This window comes from Amycolatopsis sp. NPDC005232 (assembly GCF_040607795.1).
GTDB lineage: Bacteria > Actinomycetota > Actinomycetes > Mycobacteriales > Pseudonocardiaceae > Amycolatopsis.
This window is the reverse complement of record NZ_JBEXHL010000012.1, coordinates 222,363-247,393: the sequence shown is the minus strand read 5'-3', so window position 1 is coordinate 247,393 and position 25,031 is coordinate 222,363. Positions and strand designations below refer to the sequence as shown.

Sequence of the window (25,031 nt, the reverse complement as noted above, 5' to 3'; positions counted from 1 at the left end):
CATCAAGAGTCGTCGGCTTCCAAGCCGTCGCGGTCGGCCCACTCCAGCAGGGGCTCCAGGGAGAACACCGCGTCGTCGATGCCCGCGTGGAGGTCGCCCAGCTCGGCGAAGCGCGCGGGCACCGTGGCGATGGTGCACTCGCGCGGCTCGACGTCGTCGACCTCGTCCCAGCGGATGGGCGTCGACACGGTGCCCTCCGGCACGCCGCGCACGGAGTACGCGCTGGCGATCGTGTGGTCACGCGCGTTCTGGTTGTAGTCCACGAAAAGCTTCTTCGGATCGCGGTCCTTGCGCCACCACGTGGTCGTCACCTCGTCGGGCGCGCGCCGCTCCACCTCGCGCGCGAAGGCCAGCGCCGCGCGGCGCACGTCGGCGAAGCCCCAGCGCGGTTCGATGCGCACGTACACGTGCAGCCCGCTCCCGCCGGAGGTCTTCGGCCAGCCGACGGCGCCGAGCTCGTCCAGCACCTCGTGGACGACGTGCGCGACGCTGCGGACCGTGTCGAAGGGACAGTCGGGCATCGGGTCGAGGTCGATCCGCCACTCATCGGGCTTTTCGGTGTCCGCGCGACGCGAGTTCCACGGGTGGAACTCCACAGTGGACATCTGCACCGCCCACGCGACGTGCGCCGCCTCCGTCACGCACAGCTCGTCGGCGTAGCGGCCGTAGCGCGGGAAGTGCACCCGCACGGTCTCCAGCCACGGCGGCGCACCGTTCGGCACGCGCTTCTGGTGCACCTTCTCCCCCGCGACGCCTGAAGGGAACCGGTGCAGCATGCACGGGCGCTCCCGCAGGGCGCGCACGATGCCCTCGCCCACCGAGAGGTAGTAGTTCACCAGGTCCAGCTTCGTCTCGCCCCGGGCCGGGAAGTACACCCGGTCCGGGTTGGAGATGCGCACCATGCGGTCCCCGACCGCGACCTCCACCGCCGAGTCTTTCGCCATGCCGTGACGGTAACCGCTGCGGGGCGCGGGCGCGATCAGATCCGCACGAGCCGCACCCAGCCGTCGCCCGTCGCCGGTGAGGACAGGTGCCACGTATCCGGCCCGGAGATCGGCGTCCAGCTCCAGTCGAGGCGGTAGTCCACGGGCCGGGGCCGGCGAGCGCGGTCGAGCCAGTGGTAGTCCACCCGCAGCAGGAATCCGCCGATCGGTCCCGCCTGCGCGATGCGCTGCGCCACCAGCGGGACGACGCGGCCCTGGTCGGCGAACGTGTCCACCATCGCGCACTCGCAGAAGTACGCGAGGGTGCCGATCTCGGGCGGGGCCGCCACCGTCGCGTCGTCGCCGACCCGCGCGCCGATCTCCCGGCCGACGCGGGCGTAGTCCGCCGCCGTGGCCCAGTTGCCGAAGATCGGCGGCGCCGTCCAGGGCACCCCGCGGTCCACGTCGAGGTATCCGGCCGGCAGCACCGCGAGCGCCAACGCCAGGATCGCCACGCCCACCCGGAACGCGCCGCCGCGGGCCAGCCACCCGACCGCGACCACGAACACCACGGTGAGCGCGACGATCGGCGCCACGTAGTACCACTGGTAGGGCGGCACGCCGAGCAGCGAGTACGCGCCGTAGTACGCCAACCCTCCCGCACCCAGCACACCCACCGGCCCGAACCGCGCGGCCTGTTCCCGGCGCACCACGAGCCACCCCAGCCAGCCGAGCAGCGCCACCAGTCCGGCGGCAGCCGGGGCGAACGCCACCAGCGTCGCCTTCCAGCGCTTCGGATCGAGGTAGTAATCCGGCCCGTTGCCGTAGGTGTACTCGCCGAACGCGCCCTGCGTCGTCTTGATCAGGAAGGTGTCCGGGATCGCCGAGCCGAGCGCGAACCAGCTGAAGACGAACCACGGCAGGCACACCGCGAGCGCCACGCCCACGACGGGCAGCAGCCGGTCCCGCAGCGCGCCGACCCCCAGCGCGAACAGCACCACGAAGACCACCAGATCCAGCCGCACCAGCACCGCGAGCCCGGCCACCACGCCGAACCCGATCGCCCGGCCCTCCAGCGCGTACGCCGTGAGCAGGACCAGCACCGCCGAAATCAGGTGCACCTCCAGCCCCGTCGCCGACAGAACGAACGGGTTGACCAGGATCGCCGCCGTCCCCGCCACAGCCGTGAAAAACGGCAGCCGCAACGCCTGGGTGATGCGCGCGAACCCCCAGCCCACGGCCGTCATCTCCGCCACGAACACGAGTCCCGCGCCGGCCACCGGGTGGACCTGGCCGCCCGCGACCCGCGTGAGCGTGCCGCCGAGCGCGAGCAGCAGGACGTTCAACGGCGAGGTCGCCGAGTTCGCCGTCTCGGCCTCGACCAGTCCCCAGCGGAAGTGCTCGGCGAGGTTGCGCGCGTACCCGAGCGTGATGAACGAGTCGTCGATCAGGCTTCCCTTGACGCCGAGGAACACCACGGCCGAGACCGCGGCCACCGTGGCCGGCCACAGCACTGCCCGGCCACGGCCGCGTCTCGCGGGCTCCCCCGGCTCGGCCGGCAGGCGCCCAGGGGCCACGGCCCTGCCCATGTCAGGTCCCGTCGCCGCGCACGAGGTAGAGCACCTGCTCGCCGGCCCACGGCGACGCGATCCGCCACTGCGCCAGCACGTTCGCCGGCGCGGTCGCGCCGACCGAGGTCGGGACCAGCGCGTACTCGGGCTTCACGGCCACCGCGCCGTAGTCGAAGTAGTGGAAGTTGAGGTCGACGAGCTTGCGACCGAACGAGCCCATGGTCGCCTCGCGCTGCGCGATCGCCGGGCCGACCGCGCCGCGGTCGTCGAACAGGTCCACGATCGAGCAGCCGCAGCTGTATGCGAGCACCCCGATCTCCCCGCCGCTGCGCACCGTGCCGGTACCGACGAGCCGGCCCAGCTCCGGCCCGATTCGCTCGTACTCGGCGGTGGTGGTGTGGTTGGACATGATCGGCGCGAACGGCGGTGGCAGCCCGCCCCACGCGTAGAACGCCGCGCTCACGACCACGAGCCCGACCGACGCCAGCACCGCGGGCGCCCCGGCCGTCCAGCGGGCCACGGCCGGTGCGCGACCGGCCACGGCGGCGACCGCTGCGGCGAAGAAGAGCGTGGTCACGGCAATGCTCGGCGCGTAGTACCAGTGATAAGGCGGTACGTGCAGCCGCGAGTACGCCAGGTAGTGCACGACCCCGGCCGGCACCAGCGCCACGAACGGCAGCAGCGTCCTCGCCGCGGGGCCGCGCCGCACCAGCGTGAGGAGCCAGACAGCGAAAGCGACCACGCCGAGCGCCGCCGGGAGGAACGAAAGCCACGTCGCCCCAGGGAAAACGCTCTCGTACAACTCCGGGCCGTTCGAGAACCCGTAGGCGCCCCAGGATTTCTGCAGCGTTTTGATGATCAGCGTGTCCGGCACCGCGGACCCGAGCACGAACCAGCTGAACACGAACCACGGCAGCGCGACGACCACCGCCGTCAGCAGCGACTTGCCGAGCCCGGCCCAGAACCGCGCCCGCAGGAGGACCACCACGATCGCGATCAGCACCAGGTCCACCCGGATGAGCACGAGCACGCCCGTGGCCACGCCGACGAGTACCGGCCGCCGCTCGGCCGAGAACACCAGCAGGCACACCACCGCCGCCACGCCGAACTCGACCTCGAGCCCGATCGACGAGATCAGCAGCGGGTTCACGGTGAGCAGCGCGACCGCCAGCGGCGAGAACCACCGCGGCAGGCCCGACCGGTCACCCAGACGGGCCAGGCCGACGGCGATCACGACCTGGCACAGCACGTACAGGATCGCCGCCGCCGCCATGGCGTCGCGCACCACCAGCGTCAGCCCGGCCAGCACCAGCACGCTCAACGGTGAGGTCGCCGTGTTCGACGTGCCCAGCTCGATCAGGCCCCAGTGCCCGTGGAACGCGAGGTTGCGGGCGTAGGCGAGCGTGATGAAGGTGTCGTCGATCAGGTGGTTGCGGAACAACGCGAAGGCGCCGGCCGAGAGCACGGCGACCACGAGCGCGAGCACGCCGTGGCGGCGCGGTGCCGGTCCGGCGTCCTCGACGTCGCCGGGTGCGGTGGTGCTGGTCGATGCCACGCGGACTCCTCGTCGTGAGGGGTCGGGCAGGGTCTCAGCGCGCGGGCTCCAACGTGAAGTGCCCGATGCCCTTGGCGGCCGAGTACACCGTCCACGAGTCCGGTCCCGAAGCCGGGCCCTTGCCGTAAAGAAGCCGGTAGTCTACCTGGCGCGGCGGCTGATTCCGGTCGAACCAGTGGTAGTTGATGCGCAGGCCGAGCCGCGAGACCGCCCCGTCGTCCGCGATCCGCTTGCGCACGATCGAAGCGACCTGGCTGCGGTCGGAGAACACGTCGAGGATCTGGCAGTCGCAGTAGTACGCGAGCGTGCCGATCTCCCCCGGCCCCGCCACCGACGCGCCGTTGAGCCGCTGCCCGAGCTCGCGGCCCACCCGGGCGTAGTCGGTCGAGCTCGCCCAGTTGCCGAAGATGACCGGCGAGGGCCACGGCACGCCCTGCGCGAGGTCGATCGACACCATGCCGAGCGCGGTCACCCAGGCCAGGCCCAGCGCCGTGAGCGGCGCGGCTTTGCGCAGCCCCGGCCTGCGGCCGGACTCCGTGAGCCAGATGCCGGTCATGAGCACGGCGAACGACCCGATCGTCACCGTCGGCGTCACGTAGTACCAGTGGTACGGGCCGACGCCGAGCGTCGAGTACACGATGTAGTAGACGACGCCGCCCAGGCCGAGCCCGACGACCGGCGCGAGAGCCGGGAAGTCGTCCCAGCGACGCGCGAAGCGCAGCCCGAGCCAGGCCAACAGGACCACGGCACCCGCGACCGCCGCGGCGAACGTGAAGATCACCGTCAGCGGCTGGTACAGGAAGTACATCACCGGGCCGCTGAAGTAGCCCCAGGCGCCGAAGAGGCCTTCCTGGTCCTGCTTGATGACCAGCGTGTCGGGGATGAACGAGCCGAGCGCGAACCAGCTGAACAGGAACCACGGCGCGGCGACCAGCACGGCCGTGCCGAACGCGCGCCAGAAATGCCGCCGGATGGCGCGCGTGCTGAACGTGATGATGAGGACGAACACGACCAGGTCGAGGCGGGTGAGCACCGTCAGCGCCGCGAACACCCCGAACAGGACCGGCCGGCCCTCGACTGCGAACACCGTGAGCCACAGGAGGATCGCGGGCACCAGCAGGACCTCGAGGCCCGTGGCCGAAAGCAGGAACGGGTTCACGACCACGATCACCACCCCGAGCAGGCCGACCCACGTCGCCAGCCCGAACGAGCGCGCCAGGCGCTGCCACGCCCAGCCGATGGCGGCGGACGAGAGCACGGTGAGCGCGCCGAGCGCGACCACCGGGTGAGCCGCACCGCTGACCCGCGTGACGAGCGTGAGCAGCCCGAGCAGCAGCACGTCGAGCGGCGAGGTCGCCGAGTTCGCCGTGATGCCCGGCACCAGCGCCCATTCGCCGTGGAGCGCGAGGTTCTTCGCGTAGGCGAGGGTGATGTACCCGTCGTCGGTCAGGCTCCCGCGCACGAGGAGGAACGACAACAGGCCCAGGAGAGCCGCGGCCCAGGGCAGCCAACGGAAGCGCACGGAGCGTGACCGTACGGCACTGCTGGTGTGGGGCTCCACACGGCTGTCCGCGTCTTCCGGGATCGTGACCACTGACTCATCCACCGACATGGTCCGGGAACAGTAGGGGGTGTTCGTTCCGGCGATGTTAACGCCCCGCCCTTAACGTCCCCGTTTTTTCAGACCAGAGCGTGGCGGCCCGTGCGCTCAGCGTCAGCGCTCTGGTCGAGCACGCGCGCGGCGACGCGGCCGATCGCGGCGTCGAGCTCGGCGCGGTCGCCGGTGCCCCAGTCGGCGAGCCGCTCGGCCAGCCAGTCGCGCCAGGCGCGCACGAGCTTGCCGAACTCCTCGCGCCCGGCCGCGGTGAGCGCCCAGCTCCCGCCGGAAAACCTGAGGTACCCGGTGAGCTCCAGCCGCGCGAACGCGGGTTCCAGCACCTGCGGAGGCACGCCGTAGTGCTGCCCGACCGCCGTGAGCGTCGCCGGTTCGCCACGGCGTTCACGCAGGTGAACCTGCACGAGGCACCACAGGCCGCCGTGGTCGAGCTCGGAACCGGAGCGCGCCGCGATTGCGGGCGCGACCTTGCGCCGCTCGCGGAAGAAGAGCGTGGCGACGGCCCGTTCCAGCTCGCGGTCGTGGTCGCGCGCCTCGGGCATCGCGAACCCGTCGCCGAGGTCGGGCGCGGCCGCCCTGGACGTGTCACGCAGCGGCACTTCCTTGAGGAAGAACGCCAGCGCCAGCGCGACGAAGCCCACCGGAGCCGCCGACAAGAACACCACATGCAGTGAATCGCTGTAGACGGCGATCACGGGCTGTGACACCGCCGGGGGAAGCTGGTGCAACGCCTGCGGCACCTGCGTCGCCCGCGGATCGACTCCCGGCGGCAGGGGGTGCGCCGCGAGAGCGCCGGCCAGGTTCGGGCCGAGCTGGTTGGCGTAGACCGTGCCGAAGATCGCCGCGCCGAACGAGCTGCCGATCGACCGCAGGAACGTGACGCCGGACGTGGCGACGCCGAGGTCGCGGTAGTCGACCGTGTTCTGCACCGCGATGGTGAGGACCTGCATGCCGAGGCCGATCCCGAGACCCAGCACCGCCATGTACAGCGCCGACTCCCAGAACCCGGTGTCCGGGTCGAGGCGCGAGAGCAGGTAGAGCCCGGCCGTCATCAGGGCGGAGCCCACCAGCGGGAAGATCTTGTACCGGCCCGTGCGGCTCACGAGGTTGCCGGACAGGATCGACGCGAACAGCAGCGCCAGCACCATCGGCAGCAGCCGCACCCCGGACGAGGTCGCCGAGACGCCTTGCACGTATTGCATGTAAGTGGGCAGGTAGGACAGCGCCCCGAGCATCGCGAAGCCGACGACGAAGCTCATGATCCCGGCCACGGTGAACACGGGGTTCCGGAACAGCCGCATCGGCAGCATCGGTTCTTTCGCCCGGAGCTCCACCAGCACGAAGAGCCCGAGCAGCACGAGCGAGCCGATCGCCATCCCGATGATCGTCGGTGAGCCCCACGCGTAGGTGGTGCCGCCCCAGCTCGTGACGAGCGTCAGCCCGGTGGCGGCGAGGCCGATGAGCAGGATGCCGAGGTAGTCGATCACGGGCTTGAGAGCGGCTCGCGCGTTGGGCATCGCGGACGCGGCCACGATGAGCACCACGACGACCAGCGGGATGTTCACGTAGAACGCCCAGCGCCACGACAGGTGGTCCACGAAGAAGCCGCCGAGCATCGGCCCGGCCACGGTCACCACGCCGAACACCGAGCCGAGCGCGCCTTGGTACTTGCCGCGCTCGCGCAGTGGCACGACGTCGGCGATGAGCGCCGTCGAGGTCACCATGAGGCCGCCGCCGCCCAGTCCCTGCACGGCCCGCCACACGATGAGCCACACCATGCTGTCGGCGAAGCCGCAGAAGAAGGACCCGACCCCGAAGATGACGACGGACAGCTGGAACATCAGCTTGCGCCCGAACAGGTCGCCGAGCTTGCCGACGACCACGGTCATGATCGTCTCGGCCAGCAGGTACGCGGTGACGACCCACGACAGGTGCCCCGCCCCGCCGAGGTCACCCACGATCGTGGGCAACGCGGTGCCCACGATCGTCTGGTCCAGCGCCGCGAGCAGCATGCCGAGCAGCACCGCGCCGAACACCGCGTTGATCTTCCGCCGCGACAACCCGGCCCCCAGCGCGGTCGGCTCCTCCTGCGTCACCTCGGCGGTGGCCGTCATGCGCCCTCCTCGTCACCCGCTCGGCGGTCGTTCCCGCGGGTCCACCGTAGGGCGAGGTGTCCACTGTGGATAGCCACTCGTTCCGGTGACACCGGGCAGGTCCGAGGCTCCGACGACCGTCACATTGACCGGACGGGTGAGCGTGACCAGAGTGTCCCTCGTGGACTACGTGGACGAACGCTCCGGCCGCCGCTACCCGCTCGACGCACTGCGCTGGTGCGGGGACGACGGCGCGCCGCTCACCGTGGAAGCGCTGCCGGGCATCACGCGCGAGCAGGTGGACACCACCACGCGGTCGCTGTGGCGCTACCGCGCCGCGCTGCCGGGCGATCTGCGGCCGATCTCGCTCGGCGAGGGCTGCACGCCGCTGGTCGAGCGCCCGTGGCGCGGGCACGACACGCGGTTCAAGCTCGAGTGGTTCAGCCCCACGGGGAGCTTCAAGGACCGCGGCAGCAGCGTCATGCTCTCGGCACTCGCCCAGGCCGGCGTGCGCGAGGTCCTCGAAGACAGCTCCGGCAACGGCGGTTCCTCGGTGTCGGCCTACGCGGCCGCCGCGGGCATCGCGGCCACGATCCTCGCGCCGGAGTCGACGTCGCCCGCGAAGATCCTGCAGAGCCGCGCGTACGGCGCGACCGTGGACCTCGTGCCGGGCACCCGCGACGACACCGCCGCCGAAGCCCTGCGCCGATCCGGTGAAACCACGTACGCGAGCCACAACTGGCACCCGTTTTTCCTGCAGGGCACCAAAACCCTCGCGTACGAGCTGTGGGAGGACTTCGGGTACACCGCGCCGGACACGGTCGTGACCGTGGCCGGCGCGGGCAGCATCGTCCTCGGCCTCGACCTGGGGTTCGGCGAGCTGCTCGCCTCCGGCGCGATCGCGAAGCGGCCGCGCCTGCTCGTCGCGCAGCCCGCGAACTGCGCGCCGATCGACGCCGCCTTCCGCGCCGGTGCCGACAGTGCCGTGCCGACGCAGTTCGCGCCGACGATCGCCGAGGGCACCGCCATCCGCGAACCGGTCCGCCTCCCCGAGGTGCTCGCCGCGATCCGCCGCTCGGGCGGGGCGACGGTGGCGATCGCCGAGGACGAGATCGCCCGCGCCGCGCGGGAGCTCCCGCGGATCGGCCTCTACGCCGAGCCGACCAGCGCCACCGCGGCGGCCGCCGTCGACGTCTTCCGCGCCGACGGCGTGCTCGCGCCCGGGGAGAGGACCGCCGTCATCCTCACCGGCTCGGGGCTGAAGGCGGCCACCACGATGAGCACGCTCATCTGACCCCCCACCCGGTCAGCGGTCGTGACTGCGCCGGTCGTAGGAGACCGCGTAGATCGCGCTGCGGGCGGCCAGGATCGGGTCGTCGGACAGCTCGATGCCCTCGGTGAGCAGCGTGGGGTCGAAGACCTGGGAGTTCCAGTGTTTCTGGTCGGTGACCTCGGCGGTGATCGCCAGCCGGCCGGCCGTGATCTCCGTGCGTTCCTCGGGCCAGACCAGCGTGGCGTCGTTCGTCGGGTCGCCCGGCTCGCCGAGCTGCACCTTGAGCGTGAACTCGACCGGGCCGCGCGCCAGCCGCTCGCCGAGCTCACCGGTGAGGTGCTCGGCCGACCAGTCGCCGCCCTCGCCGGCGGCGAGCACGTGGTCGCCGGCCTCGGGCACCCAGCGGTAACGCACCGGGCGCAGGGAACCGTCGGCGGCGCGCCAGAAGAACGCGTGGATCGCCCAGTAGGTGGTGGTGCCGTAGCTGACCGGAGTGGGCAGCTGCGAGGCGGTGAACAGGCCCGGGCCCGCGCTCGGGTGTGCGCCGACGTGGGCCTGCACCTTGCCGAGGTCGGGCGCGCCGGTGGCCGGGTCGGGCTCGGCCGACTTCAGCAGCGCGAGGAAGTCCTCTGGCGTCGCGGCGATGAACCGGTCGAGGTTCACGCCGACGATATCGGTGTTGCCGCCACCCGGGAGGTGGAACTTCACCGCGAGCCCGCGCACGGCCGTGCCGGCGTCGGGCAGGTGCGGGTTGGTGTCGGTGTGCGAGAACCGCACGGTCGCGCGCACGGGCTCGCCCCGCAGGTGCGCCGCCGTGGTGAGGTCGGCGGCGACGCCGGACGGGACGAAAGTGGCGTCGTAGCAGACGCCGCGGGCGTGGGCCCGGCGGTAACCCGGGTAGGTGCCTTTCAGCTGCTCGATCTCGTCCACGATGGACACGGAGAGCTGGGACGCGGGCAGTTCGGTGGTCATGTCGCGAAGGTAACGGCCGTCGCGCGTGCGCGCCCGCCGCATTACCCTCCCGGCCACGGAAGTGTTCCTGAACTTCCCCGCGAACCCGAGAGATATTCCGATATCCCGGTCACCGGAATCGCCGGCCCGCGCGAATCAAGCCATGATCAAGTCGCCGGAAGAATGGTCCCGCTGTCAAATCGAGGGAGCGTTTTCACGGGATTTCGCCCGAGTGAGGTGTCGCACACCTTAAGTCTTCCTTGGTGTGCTTGGTCACGCGCGCCCGCACCGCTAGCGTCACGCAACCATGGATTCCACAGTGGTCGCCAATGAAGGCGACAGCTACACGAAAGCACTGGGCAACCGCCAGGTGCAGATGATCGCGATCGGCGGCGCGATCGGTGTCGGCCTCTTCCTCGGGGCCGGCGGCAAGCTCCAGCAGGTCGGCCCGTCGCTGGTGCTCTCCTACGCCATCTGCGGCATCGCCGCGTATTTCGTCATGCGTGCACTCGGTGAACTAGTCCTGCACGAGCCGAGTTCGGGAAGTTTCGTCACCTACGCCCGCAAGTTCATCGGGCCGTGGGCCGGTTTCGTCTCCGGCTGGATGTACTGGGTGAACTGGGCGATGACCGGCATCGCCGAGATCACCGCCGTCGCGATCTACGTGCACAAGTGGCTGCCCGACATGCCGCAGTGGATCACCGCGCTCATCGCCCTCGGCGTGCTGCTCGGCGTGAACCTGGTGAGCGTCAAGCTGTTCGGTGAGCTGGAGTTCTGGTTCTCCGTGGTGAAGGTGCTCGCGATCGTCGTCTTCCTCATCACGGCGATCGGCCTCGTGTTCGCGGGCGCCGACATCGGCGGGACCCCGGCCGGTGTGCACAACCTGACCGACCACGGCGGCTTCTTCCCCGCGGGCATCGGCATCGCGCTCATGACCCTGCAGGCCGTGATCTTCGCCTACTCCGCGATCGAGGTCGTCGGCATCGCGGCCGGCGAGACCAAGGACGCGCGCAAGGTGCTGCCGAAGGCCATCAACGGTGTCGTCTGGCGCATCGGCGTGTTCTACGTCGGTTCGGTGCTGCTGCTGGCGATGCTGATGCCGTGGTCGTTCTACAGCGGCGACGAAAGCCCGTTCGTCACCGTCTTCTCGCGCCTGGGCATCGGCGGCATCGGCGACGTGATGAACGCCGTGGTGCTCACCGCCGCGCTCTCGTCGTGCAACTCGGGTCTCTACTCGACCGGGCGCATCCTGCGGGCGCTGGCCGACCACGGCGAGGCGCCGAAGTTCGTCGGCCGCATGAACAGCCGTCACGTGCCCTACGGCGGCATCCTGTTCACGTCGATCGTCTACGTGCTCGGCGTGGTGCTGAACTACATCGTGCCGCAGGAGGCCTTCGACATCGCCATCGCGGTGGCGTCGCTCGGGGTGGTGGCCACGTGGGCCACGCTCATCTACTCGCAGATCCGGATGCGCCAGGCCGCGCTGCGCGGCGAGGTCGAACGGCCGAGCTACCGCATGCCGGGCGCGCCCTACACCGGCTGGGCCACGCTCGGATTCCTCCTGCTGGTGGTCGTGCTGATGGGCTTCTCCGACGGCGCCGAGAAGATCGCGTTCTACTCCATCCCCGTGCTCGCGATCGTCCTGGCGGTCGGCTGGCGGATCGTGTCGCGCCGGCGCGGCGCACGCGTCGGCGACAACGCCTGAGCCCGGCACCGGGCCGCACCGCACACGCCCGGCCGGGCACCGTTCCCGGCCCGGCGTGTGCGGTGCGGGCATACTCGGATCCGGCGGCGCGGACGCGTCGCACGGCGGGAGGTCGGTGATGGTGTCGTCGGAAACGTCCCGGAAGGTGACGATCCACGACGTCGCCCGCAGCGCGGGGGTGTCGCGCCAGACCGTGTCGCGGGCGCTCAACGACAAGGCCGAGATCGACGGCACCACGAAACAGCGGGTGCTCGACGCGGCGCGTGAGCTCGGCTACCGGCCGAGCCGGTTCGCCCGCGGCCTCGTGCGCCAGGACACCACCACGATCGGGCTCGTGATCCCCGATCTGCTCAACCCGTTCTTCACCGAGGTCGCGGCCGCCGCGCTCGAGGCCGCGCGCGCCCGCGGCTGGCACGTGGTCGTGTACGACACCTCCGACAGCGCCGAGGAAGAGCTCGGCACGCTGCAGGTGATCGGTTCGCAGGTCGATGCCGTCGTCGGCTACTTCAGCCGGCCCGAGGACGAGCTCGACCGCTTCACCCGCGGCATCCCCGTGGTCCTCATCGGCCGCGAACACCACACGCCCCGGTTCAGCTCGATCCGGGTCGAGGGCGCGGACGGCGTGCAGGCCGCGATCACGCACCTCGTGCGAGCCGGTCACCGGCGCATCGGCATGCTCGACCACGCGGGTCGCGCCGAGCCGAGCGTCCGGCGCGACTGGTTCGCCGCCGCGGTCGCCGCGCACGGGCTCGAAGCCGAGGTCGTCGAGCGGGCCGCCCAGTCGGTGGACGGCGGGGCCGCGGCCCTGGAGGCGCTGCTGGCCGAGCACCCCGACGTGACGGCCGTGTTCACGTTCAACGACATCATCGCCATGGGCGCCCTGCGCGCCGCCCGCCGCCTCGGGCGCCGGGTGCCGGACGACCTCGCCGTGGTCGGGTTCGACGGGCTCCAGCTCGGCACCGTCGTGGACCCGGCATTGACCAGCGTCGCCCTCGACACGCGCCGGCTGGGCGCCCTCGCGATCGACCAGGCCGCGCGCCTGCTCACCGGCGCGACTCCCCTGTCGGCCGACGAGCTCGTGATCCAGGCCGAGCTGCTGGTCCGCGAATCCGCCTGAGTCCCTCCGCTTGACACCTCACGGCACCTCGCGCACACTTCCGGGCAATTCGTGAACGTTCACGGGAGCGTTCACGGAGCTCTCCGGAGGGTCCCCGATGACGTTGACTCGACGACGGTTCCTGACCGGCGCGGCGGCACTCGGCGCCGCGGCGTTCGGGGCAGTTGCCTGCACCAGTCCCACGACCGCCAACCCAGGGCGGATCACGCTCTGGTACACCTCGAACGGCCTGTCCGACGCCGTGCTCGGCGAGGCCGTGAAGCGGTTCGCCGCCGACAAGCTGACCCCTTCGCAGGTCAGCGGCGAGCTGAAACAGCGGCTGCTCGCCGCGCTGGCCGGCGAGGCCTACCTGCCCGACATCACCATGCTCGGCGACGACATCGCCACCTACTTCGCCGACACCGACCACTTCGTCGACCTGAACAGCCTCGGCGCGGGCGGCGTGCGCGACGAGTACCTGCCCTGGAAGTGGCAGGCGGGCACCAGCCCCGACGGCTTCCAGCTCGGGTTTCCCGTCGACGTCGGCCCGGCCGCGCTGTACTACCGCCACGACCTGTTCACCCAGGCCGGCCTGCCGAGCGAACCCGACGAGGTCGCCGCGGCCGTGTCCACATGGGACGACTACTTCACGTTCAGCGCCCAGGTGCAGAAGAAGCTGCCCGGCCGTTACATGATCACCGACACCAAGACGGTGTTCACGTACTCGCTCGCGCAGGAACCGCGCAAGTACTTCGACCGCGCCAACCACTACCTCGACGACCAGTCGCAGGTGCGCCGCGCGTGGGACCGGGCCGTGCAGGCGTTCCGGATGGGCCTGACCGCCGGGTACGCGGGTTCGCAGAGCGTCAACGGCCAGTCGATCGACCGCCACGCGGCCTGGAACAGCGGCAAGGAGCTCAGCTTCGTCAACGCCTCCTGGATCACCGGCGAGCTCAAGGAGTCGGCGCCGGGCACCTCGGGCAAGTGGCGCGTGTGCCGGCCGCCTGGCGGCGCGGGCAACCAGGGCGGTTCGTTCCTGGCGATCACGAAGTACTGCCCCGACCCGCACGCCGCGTTCGAGATCGTGAAGTGGCTGCAGTCGCCGCAGAACCAGCCGCAGACGTTCCTGGACCTGGGGCTCTTCCCGCCCAGTCCGTCGGCCTACACCGACCCGCGGCTGCTCGCACCCGAGCCGTTCTTCGGCGGGCAGGTGACGATGGACGTGTTCTCGAAGATCGCGCGGGAGGTCCAGCCCGTGTACTTCAGCCCGTGGGACATCACGATCAGCGACACGTTCACCGACGAACTGACCAATGTGGAGAGTGCGGGCAAGGACCCCGAGGACGCGTGGCGCGACGCCCGCGCTTCGGTAGAACGCCTGCTGCGCCGCCAGGGGGTGCTCTCGTGACCGCGATCCTGCCCGCCGAGACGGCCGGCGCCCGCCGTGCCCCGGTCCGCCACACCGCCAACGGCCGCCGCAAACGCTGGCGCTACTTACCGCAGTATCTCGCCGTCGCGCCGTTCTTCGTGCTGTTCGCGATCTTCGGCGTCTACCCGGTGCTGTACTCGCTCTACCTCGCGCTGCAGCGCTGGGACGGCGTCGGCCCGATGAAGTTCGTCGGGCTGGAGAACTTCGCGTTCCTGCTGTCGGACACCACGTTCTGGGACTCGATCGGCAACACCCTGATCATCTGGGTGATGTCGACGGTCCCGATGACGGCGCTCGCGCTGCTCATCGCGGTCGGCCTCAACTCTTCGGTGCGGTACAAGGGTGTGCTGCGCGTCGCGTACTTCCTGCCGAACGTGACCTCGATCGTGGCGATGTCGCTGGTGTTCGGCTCGATCTTCTCCGACGAGTTCGGGATCCTGAACTGGTTCCTGGGCCTGTTCGGCATCGGCAACGTCGATTGGCTGAGCGACCCGTGGGCCATCCGCGGCGCGATCTCGATCATGATCATCTGGCGCTGGACCGGCTACAACGCGATCATCTTCCTGGCCGGGCTGCAAGCGCTGCCACCGGACGTGTTCGAGGCCGCCCGCATCGACGGCGCCGGCCCGGTGCAGACGTTCTTCCGCATCACGCTGCCGCTGCTGCGGCCGGTGCTGCTGTTCTCCGTGGTGATGTCGGCGATCAACGGGCTGCAGATCTTCACCGAGTCGCAGGTGCTGCTCGGCAACCGCGGCGGCCCCGGCGGCGCGGGCATGACGATGGTCCTCTACTTCTACAACACGGCCTTCGCGGACAACGACTTCGGTTACGGCGCGGCGATCGCGTGGGGCATCTTCGTGGTTGTCGTCCTCTTCTCGATCCTCAACTGGCGGCTCGTGATGCGGCCCGAGCGCGGCCAGGTCCAGACCAAGGGAGCCGGCCGATGACGAGCAGGCGCGCACGGGTGCTGACGCTGGTGGCGCTGATCGTCGGCGCCCTGATCACCCTCTTCCCCTACTACTGGCTCGCCGTGATGGCGTCCAACACCACGGCCGACATCTACGCGACCCCGCCGCGGCTGACGTTCGGCGGGCACCTGTTCGCCAACATCGGCGAGGTGTTCGCGAAGATCGACTTCTTCGGCTCGCTGCTCAACACACTGATCGTCGCCGTGGTCACCACGTTGCTCGTGCTGTTCTTCGACTCGCTGGCGGCGTTCACCTTCGCCAAGTACGACTTCCCGGGCAGCAGCGTCCTCTTCGGCATCCTGCTCGCGACGTTCGTGGTGCCCACGCAGCTCTCGGCGATCCCGCAGTTCACCTTGATGGCGAACTTCGGCTGGGTCGGCGACCTCAAGGCGCTCATCATCCCGGCCGCCGCCAACGCGTTCGGCATCTTCTGGATGCGCCAGTACGCCCGCGGCGCCATCCCGGACGAGCTGCTGGAAGCGGCCCGGATGGACGGCGCGGGGTTCTTCCGCACGTACCTGTCGGTCGGGCTGCCGGTGCTGCGCCCGGCGCTCGCGTTCCTCGGCATCTTCACCTTCGTCAACGCCTGGAACGACTACCTGTGGCCGCTGGTCGTGCTGATCGACTCCAACCACGTGACGCTGCAGGTGGCGCTCTCGCAGCTGCAGGGCGTGTACGTGAAGGACTACAGCGTCGTGATGGCCGGGACGCTCGTGGCGATCGTGCCGCTGATCATCGTGTTCCTCTTCGGCGCCCGGCACTTCATCCGCAACATCGCCGCCGGCGCCCTCAAAGGCTGAAAGGAATCCATGTCGTCGTACGTCGAAGACCCCGCCCCCGGCCACGGCTCGCTGCCGGCCCGCGCCGCGTTCTCTTCGGACGCGCGGTCGGTGAGCCTGGCCGGGACGTGGCGGTTCCGCCTCTCGCCCTCTGCGGCGGCCGCGCCCGAAGGGATCGCGCGCGACGACTTCGACGACAGCGGCTGGGACACCCTCACGGTGCCGGGTCACTGGCAGCTGCAGGGCCACGGGAAACCGGCCTACACCAACGTGCACTACCCGTTCCCGGTGCAGCCGCCGCTGGTGCCTTCGGGCAACCCGACGGGGGATCACCGCCTCACGTTCGATCTGCCGGCCGGCTGGCCGGACGAGCCGGCGGTGCTGCGCTTCGACGGCGTCGACTCGTGCGCGAAGGTGTGGCTCAACGGCGAGGAGCTCGGCGTCACGCGCGGCAGCCGGCTGCCGACCGAGTTCGCGGTGAGTCACCTGCTGCGTACGCGCGGAAACGTGCTGGCCGTGCGCGTGCACCAGTGGTCCTCGGGCAGCTACCTCGAGGACCAGGACATGTGGTGGCTCTCGGGCATCTTCCGCGCGGTCACGCTGCTCTCGCGCCCGGCGGGTGGCGTCGAGGACTACCAACTGCGCACCGATTACGACCACGTCAGCGGCCTCGGCACGCTCTCGGTCACCGCGGTTGAGGGCGTGCTGCTGAGCGTGCCCGAGCTCGGCGTCGAGAACCTGCCGGCCGGCTCGCCGGTGGAAATCGCCGTGGAGCCGTGGAGCGCCGAATCGCCGCGGCTCTACCACGGTGAGGTGCACACCGCGGCCGAACGCGTGCCGGTGCGGATCGGGTTCCGCACCGTGGTGATCGAGGACGGCCTGCTCAAGGTGAACGGCCGGCGGGTGCTGTTCCGCGGAGTCAACCGGCACGAGCATCACCCGCGGTTCGGCCGCGCGCTGCCGCGCGAGTTCGCGCTGGCCGACGTGCTGCTCATGAAGCGCCACAACGTGAACGCGGTGCGCACCAGCCACTACCCGCCGGACCCGTACTTCCTCGAGCTGTGCGACACCCACGGCCTGTGGGTGATCGACGAGTGCGACCTCGAGACCCACGGCTTCGGCGACCTGGGCTGGGCGGGCAACCCGAGTGACGACCCGCGCTGGGGCGAGGCCTACCTCGACCGCATGCGCCGCACCGTCGAGCGCGACAAGAACCACCCGTCGATCGTGCTGTGGTCGCTCGGCAACGAGGCCCACACCGGCCGGAACCTCGCCGCGACGGCAGCGTGGACGCGGGAGCGCGATCCGTCGCGGCCGGTGCACTACGAAGGCGACTTCGAGTGCGAGTACGTGGACGTATACAGCCGCATGTACGCCGACCACGCGGAGGTCGACCGGATCGGCCGCCGCGACGACGCCAACGAACGCCGCCGGGCGCTGCCGTTCCTGCTGTGCGAGTTCGCGCACGCGATGGGCAACGGGCCGGGCGGGCTGCTGGAGTACCGCGAGCTGTTCGAGCGGTACCCGCACGTGCAAGGCGGGTTCGTGTGGGAGTGGCTCGACCACGGGCTTGCCCAGCGCGACGCCGGAGGCCGCGAGTACTTCGCGTACGGCGGCGACTTCGGCGAGCAGATCCACGACGGCAACTTCGTGATCGACGGCCTGGTCCGCCCCGACCGCACGCCCTCGCCCGCGCTGGCCGAGTTCGCGAAGGTCTTCGAGCCGGTGCGGATCGACGCGAGCGCCGAGGGGGTGCGGATCTCGAACCACTACGACGTGGTCGGGTCGGCGCACCTGGTGTTCCGCTGGAGTTTCGAGGACGACGGCGTCGAGGTGGCGGCCGGCGAGCTGGCCGTGCCCGAGGTCCACCCCGGGCAGAGCCTCGACGTGCCGCTCCCCCGGCTGCCCGACGCCTCGGGAGAAGGCGTGCTCACCATGCGAGCGGTGCTGGCTGCCGACACCGGCTGGGCGTCCGCGGGCCACGTCGTGGCGTGGGGACAGCTGCCCGTGACACCCGCGGCCGACCCCGTGCCTCCCGCGGTGGGGGTGCCGCTGCTGCGTGAACGGGGGCTCCTGCGGCTCGGGCCCGGCGCGTTCGACGCCGCCACCGGCCGGCTCGTCGCGTTCGGCGGCCACCGCGTCGAGGGGCCGCGACTGGACCTGTGGCGCGCGCCGACCGACAACGACCGGGGTTCCGACGAGCCCGAAGCCACGCAGTGGCGGGCCGCGGGCCTGCACCGGCTGCAGCACCGCGTGACCGAAGTGGACGGACGAGCGTCGGCTCTCGTCGTGCGGACGCGGGTCGCGCCGCCCGGGCTCGGGTTCGGCATGCTCGCCGAGTACCACTGGACCGCCGACGGCGACCGCCTGCGCCTGCGCGTCGAGCTGGAGCCGGACGGCGAGTGGCCCTGCACGCTCCCCCGCCTCGGCCTGCGGATGGCGGTGCCGGGCGCGTTCGGCGGCGTCGAGTGGTTCGGCGCCGGCCCGGGCGAGGCCTACGCCGACAGCCGCCAGGCGGCGCGGATCGGCCGGTTCGCCTCCACTGTGGACGCTTTGCAGACGCCGTACGTGTACCCGCAGGAGAACGGCAACCGCGCCGACGCCCGCTGGCTGCGCCTGACATCCGCGGGCGGCGCCGGGATCCGGATCGAGGGCGAGCCGGTGTTCGACTTCACCGCGCGGCGCTGGACTTCGGAGGACCTCGACGCCGCTCGCCACACCGTCGACCTGGTTCCGGGTGAGCTCGTGCACCTCAACCTCGACTTGGCCCAGCACGGACTCGGCACCGCTTCCTGCGGGCCAGGCGTGCTTCCGCGCTACCGCCTGCACGCCCGGAAGGCGAGCCTCACGCTCACGTTCTCCCCGATCACGCCCGAAGGAGCCGCCCGATGACCGGTGCGCCCGAGGTCCGCCTCGTCCCGCACACGCACTGGGACCGTGAGTGGTACGAGCCGTTCCAGCGGTTCCGCCTGCGCCTGGTCGACCTGCTCGACGAAGTCCTCGATCGCGCCGAGGCCGACCCGCGGTTCCGGTTCACGCTCGACGGGCAGATGGCGGCCGTCGACGACTACCTGGAGGTGCGCGGCGAGAACCGCGACCGGGTGGCCGCGCTGGTCGCGTCCGGGCAGCTCGCGGTGGGGCCGTGGCAGATCCTGCTCGACGAGTTCCTCGTCTCGGGCGAGAACATCGTGCGCAACCTGGAGCTCGGCTGGGCGCGCGCCACCGAGCTCGGCGGCGCGATGCGGGTGGGCTACCTGCCCGACGAGTTCGGCCACTGCGCGCAGATGCCGCAGATCCTGGCGGCCGCCGGGTTCGAGCACGCGTGCGTGTGGCGCGGGGTTCCGTCCGGAGTGGAAGGTCACGCGTTCCGCTGGACGGCGCCGGACGGCAGCTCCGTGCGCGTGGAGTACCTGGCCGGCGGTTACGGCAACGCGGCCTACGTGTTCTCCGACCCCGGCTTCTTCGCCTCCCGCATGGCCGAGCTCGGGCGGCGGCTGCGGCCCTCGTTCGGCGCCGACCCCGTGCTCGCGATGTACGGCACCGACCACTCCGCGCCCGTCGGCTCGCTGGTGAAGCTCGTCGCCGGGCTCGACCCGGCGTCGGTCGACGTGCGGATCAACACGCTGGCCGAGTACGTCGGCGCGCGCGACGCCACGGACCCTTCGCTGCCCGTGGTGCAGGGTGAGCTGCGCAGCCACGCGGCGGCCAACATCCTGCCGGGTGTCCTTTCGGTGCGCCCGCAGCTCAAGCAGGCGATGGCGCGGGCGGAGCGGCTCGTGGAGCGTTATGCAGAGCCGTTCGCCGCACTGTTCTCGGCCGAGTGGCCGCAGCGGTTCCTGGACCTGGCGTGGTGGCGGCTGGTCGACGCGTCGGGGCACGACTCCGTGACCGGCTGCGGGGTCGACGAGACGGCGACGCAGGTGTTCGCCCGGATCAGCGAGGCGGGCCACCTCGGGCAGGCCGTGCGCGACCGCGTGGCCGGCCGGCTCGCGCGCTCCGTGGCGCGGGATTCGCTGCTGGTGCTCAACCCGACGCCCGCGGCGCGCCGCGACCTGGTGACGCTGGACGTGGAAGCGCCGTGGGCCGAGGTCGCGCTGGAGCTGCCCGACGGCACGCGCCTGCCCGCGCAGGTGGAGGCGCGCAGCGGACAGTTGCTGCACGAGGAAGCAGCCGCGGGCCTCGACCTGCCGCTGTTCCTGCCGCGCATCCACGGGCGTGAGCTGTTCGGCAAGGAGATCACCGGCTGGCGGTGCGAACCTTCGGCGCGGCTGCTGGAGTTCTCCGTCGCGTGCCACGGCGGCGAGGAACCGTTCGACGTCGAAGCCGTGCGAGCGGCGGTGACCGGCGCGACGGGTGCGTGGACGATCCGCATCCTTCAGGCAGAGCAGCGGACGGTGACCGCGTTGGTCGACGTTCCGGCCCTCGGCTGGACGACCGCTCGCGTGGTGCCGGGCTCTGTTTCGGTCACCGCGCCGGTCGTCGCCGGCCCGTCGCTGAGCAACGGCCTCGTGACGGTCGAGGTGCGCGACGACGGCACACTGCGGATCGCCGCGGCCGACGGCACTGTCCTCGACGGCGTCGGCCGGATCGTCGACGGCGGTGATCGCGGGGATTCCTACAACTACGCCCCACCCGGCACGGACACCGTGGTCACCCGGCCGGACTCGGTGCGGGTGACACCGGGCGTCGAGGGGCCGCTGCGCACGACGTTCACCGTCGAGCGGACGTACTCGTGGCCGGCGGAGATGGACTGGGCGGGCGATCGGCGCAGCCCGTCGACTTCTCGTGGCACGGTGACGATGGCCGTCGAACTGCGCGCGGGTGAACCATTCGTCCGCCTCGACCTCACGATCGACAACGCCTCACGTGACCACCGCGTGCGATTCCACGTCCCGCTCGCCCGCGCCGCACAGACCTCGCACGCCGAGGGCCAGTTCGCCGTCGTCGAACGCGGGCGCACAGCCGAGGGCGGCTTCAGCGAGTACCCGATCCCGACGTTCCCGGCCCACGGCTTCGCCGACGCCGGCGGCGCCGGACTGCTGCTGACGCAGGCGTGCGAGTACGAACTGCTCGACGACGCGCTCGCCCTCACCGTGCTGCGCACGAGCGGCCGGCTCAGCCGCAACGTCCACCCGTACCGCGAGGAGCCCGCCGGCCCGCAGATCCCGACGCCGCTCGCCCAGCAGATCGGCACCACCACCGTGCAGCTCGCCGTCCTCCCGCACAAGGGCGACTGGCGCGCCGGCAGCCTGCTCGACGCCGCCGAGCGCTACCGCCATCCTCTGCACGCCACCCTCGGTACGGGCCCGGTCGACGCGCCGCCCGCGTCCCGGCACGGGCTCACGGCCGAGGGCGCGGTGCTCACCAGCTTGCGGCGTCGCGAGGGCACGCTGGAGGTGCGACTGGTGGCCCAGTCCCCTGAGGCGGCCGCCGCCGTGGTGCGCGGATCCTTCACCTCGGCACAGCGAGTGGATCTGCTCGGCAAGCCCGGCGAAACCGTGCCGGTGACCGACGGAGAGCTGCGGCTTTCCCTGCGACCGTGGGAAATCGCGACACTCCACCTGTCCTGAACCTCAACCGCGGGTACGCAGCATCGGCGGCGACAGCAGCTCGGCCGGCCCCCTCCGGTACAGCCGGGCGGGGCGGCCGCCGTCGCGGGTCGTGGTGGTGCCGACGGGTTCGAGCAGTCCTTCGGCGCCCGTGACCTTGCGGTGGAAGTTGCGCGGGTCCAGCCGCGCGTCCCACACCAGCTCGTAGACGCGGCGCAGCTCGGCGACCGTGAACTCGGGCGGGCAGAACGCCGCGGCGAGCGGGGTGTACTCGAGTTTCGCACGAGCCCGTTCGAGGCCGTCGGTGAAGATCTTCGCGTGGTCGAAGGCGAGCGTCGCCGGGTCGAGGCTCGCGACGGGGGTCCAGCGCGCCTCGGCCGCGTCCGTGCCGGCCTGCGGCACCGGCAGGTCGGGCGCGAGCGCCAGGTAGGCGATGGTCACCACGCGCAGCCGCGGGTCGCGGCCCGGGTCGCCATAGCCCGCGAGCTGTTCGATGTGGACGGTGCCGGCAGCCAGGCCCGTCTCCTCCGCCAGCTCGCGCCGCGCCGCGGTGTCGAGGTCCTCGTCGGCGAGGACGAAGCCGCCGGGCAGCGCCCAGGCGTCGCGGAAGGGCTCGATCCCCCGCCGCACCAGCAGCACGCAGAGCTGCTCCCCCGTGATCGTGAGCACGACGAGGTCCACGGTGACCGCGCTGGGCGGGAACTCCTCCATGTGTCGCACACTACACCGTAATCGTCAGCTTGACGAAAAGACCGCCGAACCAATATCGTCACAGCGACGATAAGGAGTCCCCATGGTGGACATCAAGCGCCGGTTCGGGTTCCGGCACCTGCGGGGTGTGCCGACCGCGCACATCCGGCACCTGCGCGGCGGCAAGCTCGTGCACGACGGCACCGGGCTGTCGTTCTGGTACCGGCCGCTGGCGGCGGCCCTGTCGGAGATCCCGGTGGACGACCGCGAGCTGCCGCTGCTCTTCCACGCGCGCACGGCCGACTTCCAGGACGTGACGGTGCAGCTCGCGCTCACGTTCCGCGTGGTCGACCCTGCGCTCGCCGCCCAGCGCCTCGACTTCTCCGTCGACCCGGACACGGGCCGTTGGCGCGGCGACCCGCTGGCGCAGATCAGCGGGCTGCTCACGGAAAACGTGCAGCAGTACGCCCTCGACGTGCTCACCCGCACGCCGCTCGCGGAGGCGCTTGTGGACGGTGTCGGCGCCGTGCGCGACCGCATCCGCGCGGGGCTGGCCGAGGAAGACACACGGCTCGCGCAGACGGGTTCTGCCGTGCTCGACGTGCGTGTCGTCGCGATCCGAGCCGAGCCGGAGGTCGAGAAGGCGCTGCAGACGACCGCGCGAGAGAAGGTGCAGCAGGAAGCCGACCGCGCGACCTACGAGCGGCGCGCGCTGGCCGTGGAACGCGAGCGCGCGATCGGCGAGAACGAGCTGCAGAACAAGATCGAGCTCGCCCGGCGCGAGGAGCAACTGCTCGCCCAGCGAGGCGCCAACACCCGGCGTCAGGCCGAAGAAGCCGCGGCGGCCGACCACATCGAGACCGAGGCGCGCGCGAGCCGGGAGACGCGGCTTGCGCACGTGAAGGCCGAGGCCACGCGCACGCTCGGCGAAGCGGAGGCGGCCGGCGAGGCCGCGAGGCTCGCCGCGTACCGCGACCTGCCGGAGCCGGTGCTGCGGGCGTTGGCCGTGAAGGAGCTGGCCGCCAACCTGCCGAAGATCGACAGCCTCGTGCTCACGCCGGACCTGATCGCCCCGCTGCTGGCCCGGCTGGGGATCGGGTCGTGAGCCTCGCCCCGCGGGCCGTGGTGGTGCACCGGCGCACCGAGCTCGACGAGCTGCTCGCCCGCCACGGCACGCTCGGCCAGGCGAAGTTCTTCCTGGCCACGCGCGACCGTTCGCTCGACGACCGTTCCCTGGGTGACCTGGTGGAGCAGGACGCGGCGCTGCGGCGGGCGCTGACTGCGGTGTCGGCCGCCATCCCCCTCGACTGGCGCCGCGGCAGCGTCGAGCGAGCGGACCTGTCGCGCTTCCTGTTCACACCGGAGGACGTGGTGCTCGTCGTCGGGCAGGACGGGCTCGTCGCGAACGTCGCGAAGTACCTGGCGGGCCAGCCCGTCGTCGGCGTCACGCCCGGTGAGCCGGGCGTCCTGGTGCGCCACCCGGCCGAGGCCACGGCGGACCTGCTGCGCTCGCTGGACTCCGTCGATCCCCGCACGATGGTCGAACTGACCGCCGACGACGGCCAGAAGCTCTTGGCGCTCAACGAGATCTACTTCGGCCACCCGAGCCACCAGACCGCGCGTTACCGCCTCGGCCCCGAGCGGCAGGCGTCCTCGGGCCTGCTGGTCGGCACCGGCACCGGTGCCACGGGCTGGTGCCGGTCGGTCTGGCAGGAACGGCACAGCCCGCTGCGCCTGCCGGCCGCCGACGAACGCCGGCTCGTGTGGTTCGTCCGGGAAGCGTGGCCCTCCCCCACGACCGGGACCTCGCTCACCGAGGGCGAGCTCACGACGTCGGCACTGACGATCGACGTCGAGTCCGATCACCTCAGCGCGTTCGGCGACGGCCTCGAGAACGACGCGGTCACCGTGACGCGCGGGCAGTCGGTGACGTTCGCCCCTGCGGCTCGGGCGTTCCACCTGGTCCGCTGAGGCCCTCAGACAACTTCCGGAGCGCCTCGGCCGACCGCGTGCCCGGCTCGGCGTGGTAGATCACCATCAGCTGGTCTTCGGCGCCGCTGACCGCGAACTTGTCGTACTGCAGCTCCAGCTCGCCGACCCGCGGGTGGCACAGGTGGTGGGTCCCGCCGCCCGGCTGCGGGCGCACGTCGTGGCGGGGCCAGAGGCGGCGGAACAGCTCGCTCTCCTCCGACAGCTCCGCGACCAGCCCGACCAGCCGCGGATCATCCGGCTCGCCGGCGGCGCGCAAGCTCGCGACGAGACCGCCCACCCGCGCCTCCCACCCGGTGAAGAACTCCTGCGCGGCGGGGTCGAGGAGGACGGCGCGCAGCAGGTTGGTGCCCGGTGTGTACACGGGCGACAACGCGGCGGCGATCGGGTTGGCGGCGAGGACGTCGAGGTAGCGGCCCTGCACGTACGCCGGCGTCTGTTCCCACGACGCGATCAGCCGCGCGACGCTGGCCCGGACGTTCTCCTGGCTCTCCGGAGCGCGGCGACGGCGTGGCGCGGGGTCGGCGAGGTCGTGCAGGTACGCGGTCGCCTCGCGGTCGAGGCGCAGGCCGCGCGCCACGGCGTCGAGCACCTGCGCCGACGGGTGGCGATCCCGGCCCTGCTCCAGCCGCGTGTAGTACTCCGTGCTGATGCCCGCGAGCATCGCCAGCTCGTCACGCCGCAGACCCGGCACGCGCCGGTGGCCGTTCACGGTGATCCCGACGTCCTCCGGCCGCACCTGCTCGCGCCGCGCGCGCAGGTACTCGCCGATCACGTTTCCCGCCATGTTCCCCACGATAATTCGCCGAAGGTGGCCCTGCCGGCACCCCTGTCGGCGGGGACTG

At 71.4% G+C, this 25,031-nt stretch carries 18 protein-coding genes; 10 read left to right on the top strand and 8 right to left on the bottom strand.

Annotation, left to right across the window (positions count from 1 at the left end; all coding sequences use genetic code 11):
- Window positions 1-2: 2 nt before the first annotated feature.
- The 5 genes from ligD to ABZU76_RS24030 all read right to left on the bottom strand — a co-directional run bounded on the left by ligD (window position 3) and on the right by ABZU76_RS24030 (window position 7,778).
- The gene (ligD, locus tag ABZU76_RS24050; RefSeq protein WP_220240621.1) at window positions 3-944 is read right to left on the bottom strand and encodes a non-homologous end-joining DNA ligase; all 942 of its coding nucleotides are present in this window, start codon (window positions 942-944) and stop codon (window positions 3-5) included.
- 35 nt (window positions 945-979) lie between these two features.
- A complete protein-coding gene (locus tag ABZU76_RS24045; protein WP_354873254.1) occupies window positions 980-2,512 on the bottom strand; it encodes a hypothetical protein in 1,533 nt (510 codons plus the stop codon).
- 1 nt (window position 2,513) lies between these two features.
- Entirely contained in the window at window positions 2,514-4,049 is a 1,536-nt protein-coding gene (locus ABZU76_RS24040) for a hypothetical protein (RefSeq protein WP_354873252.1), read from the bottom strand.
- 34 nt (window positions 4,050-4,083) lie between these two features.
- On the bottom strand, window positions 4,084-5,571 hold the full coding sequence (locus ABZU76_RS24035; protein ID WP_354873250.1) for a hypothetical protein: 1,488 nt from the start codon (window positions 5,569-5,571) through the stop codon (window positions 4,084-4,086).
- Window positions 5,572-5,729: 158 nt separating this feature from the next.
- Window positions 5,730-7,778, bottom strand: a complete 2,049-nt coding sequence (locus ABZU76_RS24030; RefSeq protein WP_354873248.1) for an MDR family MFS transporter — start codon at window positions 7,776-7,778, stop codon at window positions 5,730-5,732.
- A gap of 142 nt (window positions 7,779-7,920) precedes the next feature.
- Here ABZU76_RS24030 and ABZU76_RS24025 point away from each other — a divergent pair, with 142 nt between their 5' ends.
- A complete protein-coding gene (locus ABZU76_RS24025; RefSeq protein WP_354873246.1) occupies window positions 7,921-9,051 on the top strand; it encodes a pyridoxal-phosphate dependent enzyme in 1,131 nt (376 codons plus the stop codon).
- Between the two features lie 12 nt (window positions 9,052-9,063).
- Here ABZU76_RS24025 and ABZU76_RS24020 read toward each other — a convergent pair whose 3' ends face one another.
- Window positions 9,064-10,002, bottom strand: coding sequence for a catalase family peroxidase (locus ABZU76_RS24020; protein WP_220240618.1), 939 nt, complete (start codon window positions 10,000-10,002; stop codon window positions 9,064-9,066).
- A 286-nt stretch (window positions 10,003-10,288) separates the two neighbouring features.
- On the opposite strand from ABZU76_RS24020, the gene ABZU76_RS24015 reads away from it, so the two are divergent.
- From ABZU76_RS24015 to ABZU76_RS23985, 7 genes are all read left to right on the top strand, one after another.
- Window positions 10,289-11,686, top strand: a complete 1,398-nt coding sequence (locus ABZU76_RS24015; protein WP_354873244.1) for an amino acid permease — start codon at window positions 10,289-10,291, stop codon at window positions 11,684-11,686.
- 145 nt (window positions 11,687-11,831) lie between these two features.
- Window positions 11,832-12,803 carry a LacI family DNA-binding transcriptional regulator gene (locus tag ABZU76_RS24010; RefSeq protein WP_220240616.1) on the top strand — a complete coding sequence of 324 codons (972 nt, stop codon included), beginning with the start codon at window positions 11,832-11,834 and terminating at the stop codon, window positions 12,801-12,803.
- 97 nt (window positions 12,804-12,900) lie between these two features.
- Window positions 12,901-14,190: an extracellular solute-binding protein gene (locus ABZU76_RS24005; protein WP_354873242.1), complete on the top strand. Its 1,290-nt coding sequence runs from the start codon at window positions 12,901-12,903 to the stop codon at window positions 14,188-14,190.
- The gene (locus ABZU76_RS24000) at window positions 14,187-15,158 is read left to right on the top strand and encodes a sugar ABC transporter permease (RefSeq protein ID WP_354873240.1); all 972 of its coding nucleotides are present in this window, start codon (window positions 14,187-14,189) and stop codon (window positions 15,156-15,158) included. Before ABZU76_RS24005 ends, ABZU76_RS24000 begins: the two co-directional genes overlap by 4 nt.
- Window positions 15,155-15,979 (top strand): carbohydrate ABC transporter permease, encoded by an 825-nt coding sequence (locus ABZU76_RS23995; RefSeq protein WP_354873238.1) that lies wholly within the window; start codon window positions 15,155-15,157, stop codon window positions 15,977-15,979. Before ABZU76_RS24000 ends, ABZU76_RS23995 begins: the two co-directional genes overlap by 4 nt.
- Before the next feature lie 9 nt (window positions 15,980-15,988).
- The gene (locus tag ABZU76_RS23990; protein WP_354873236.1) at window positions 15,989-18,850 is read left to right on the top strand and encodes a glycoside hydrolase family 2 TIM barrel-domain containing protein; all 2,862 of its coding nucleotides are present in this window, start codon (window positions 15,989-15,991) and stop codon (window positions 18,848-18,850) included.
- On the top strand, window positions 18,847-21,528 hold the full coding sequence (locus ABZU76_RS23985; protein ID WP_354873234.1) for a glycoside hydrolase family 38 C-terminal domain-containing protein: 2,682 nt from the start codon (window positions 18,847-18,849) through the stop codon (window positions 21,526-21,528). Before ABZU76_RS23990 ends, ABZU76_RS23985 begins: the two co-directional genes overlap by 4 nt.
- 3 nt (window positions 21,529-21,531) lie before the next feature.
- On the opposite strand, the gene ABZU76_RS23980 is transcribed toward ABZU76_RS23985, so the two are convergent.
- Window positions 21,532-22,218, bottom strand: a complete 687-nt coding sequence (locus ABZU76_RS23980) for an NUDIX domain-containing protein (protein WP_354873232.1) — start codon at window positions 22,216-22,218, stop codon at window positions 21,532-21,534.
- An 82-nt stretch (window positions 22,219-22,300) separates the two neighbouring features.
- On the opposite strand from ABZU76_RS23980, the gene ABZU76_RS23975 reads away from it, so the two are divergent.
- Together ABZU76_RS23975 and ABZU76_RS23970 are read left to right on the top strand one after the other, a co-directional pair.
- Window positions 22,301-23,302, top strand: coding sequence for an SPFH domain-containing protein (locus ABZU76_RS23975; RefSeq protein ID WP_354873230.1), 1,002 nt, complete (start codon window positions 22,301-22,303; stop codon window positions 23,300-23,302).
- Entirely contained in the window at window positions 23,299-24,168 is an 870-nt protein-coding gene (locus ABZU76_RS23970; RefSeq protein WP_354873228.1) for a hypothetical protein, read from the top strand. The genes ABZU76_RS23975 and ABZU76_RS23970 overlap by 4 nt, the downstream gene beginning before the upstream one ends.
- Here ABZU76_RS23970 and ABZU76_RS23965 read toward each other — a convergent pair.
- Window positions 24,101-24,973, bottom strand: a complete 873-nt coding sequence (locus tag ABZU76_RS23965) for a helix-turn-helix transcriptional regulator (protein WP_354873226.1) — start codon at window positions 24,971-24,973, stop codon at window positions 24,101-24,103. The genes ABZU76_RS23970 and ABZU76_RS23965 overlap by 68 nt on opposite strands.
- Window positions 24,974-25,031 lie beyond the last annotated feature (58 nt).

What these genes read in the sequence shown, in the direction of transcription:
- ABZU76_RS23985 (WP_354873234.1), top strand. Translation starts at nt 18,847, where the DNA reads ATGACCGGTGCGCCCGAGGTCCGCCTCGTCCCGCACACGCACTGGGAC.
- ABZU76_RS24015 (WP_354873244.1), top strand. Translation starts at nt 10,289, where the DNA reads ATGGATTCCACAGTGGTCGCCAATGAAGGCGACAGCTACACGAAAGCA.
- ABZU76_RS23965 (WP_354873226.1), bottom strand. Translation starts at nt 24,973, where the DNA reads ATGGCGGGAAACGTGATCGGCGAGTACCTGCGCGCGCGGCGCGAGCAG.
- ABZU76_RS24030 (WP_354873248.1), bottom strand. Translation starts at nt 7,778, where the DNA reads ATGACGGCCACCGCCGAGGTGACGCAGGAGGAGCCGACCGCGCTGGGG.
- ABZU76_RS23995 (WP_354873238.1), top strand. Translation starts at nt 15,155, where the DNA reads ATGACGAGCAGGCGCGCACGGGTGCTGACGCTGGTGGCGCTGATCGTC.
- ABZU76_RS23980 (WP_354873232.1), bottom strand. Translation starts at nt 22,218, where the DNA reads ATGGAGGAGTTCCCGCCCAGCGCGGTCACCGTGGACCTCGTCGTGCTC.
- ABZU76_RS23975 (WP_354873230.1), top strand. Translation starts at nt 22,301, where the DNA reads ATGGTGGACATCAAGCGCCGGTTCGGGTTCCGGCACCTGCGGGGTGTG.
- ABZU76_RS23990 (WP_354873236.1), top strand. Translation starts at nt 15,989, where the DNA reads ATGTCGTCGTACGTCGAAGACCCCGCCCCCGGCCACGGCTCGCTGCCG.
- ligD (WP_220240621.1), bottom strand. Translation starts at nt 944, where the DNA reads ATGGCGAAAGACTCGGCGGTGGAGGTCGCGGTCGGGGACCGCATGGTG.
- ABZU76_RS24020 (WP_220240618.1), bottom strand. Translation starts at nt 10,002, where the DNA reads ATGACCACCGAACTGCCCGCGTCCCAGCTCTCCGTGTCCATCGTGGAC.
- ABZU76_RS24005 (WP_354873242.1), top strand. Translation starts at nt 12,901, where the DNA reads ATGACGTTGACTCGACGACGGTTCCTGACCGGCGCGGCGGCACTCGGC.
- ABZU76_RS24045 (WP_354873254.1), bottom strand. Translation starts at nt 2,512, where the DNA reads ATGGGCAGGGCCGTGGCCCCTGGGCGCCTGCCGGCCGAGCCGGGGGAG.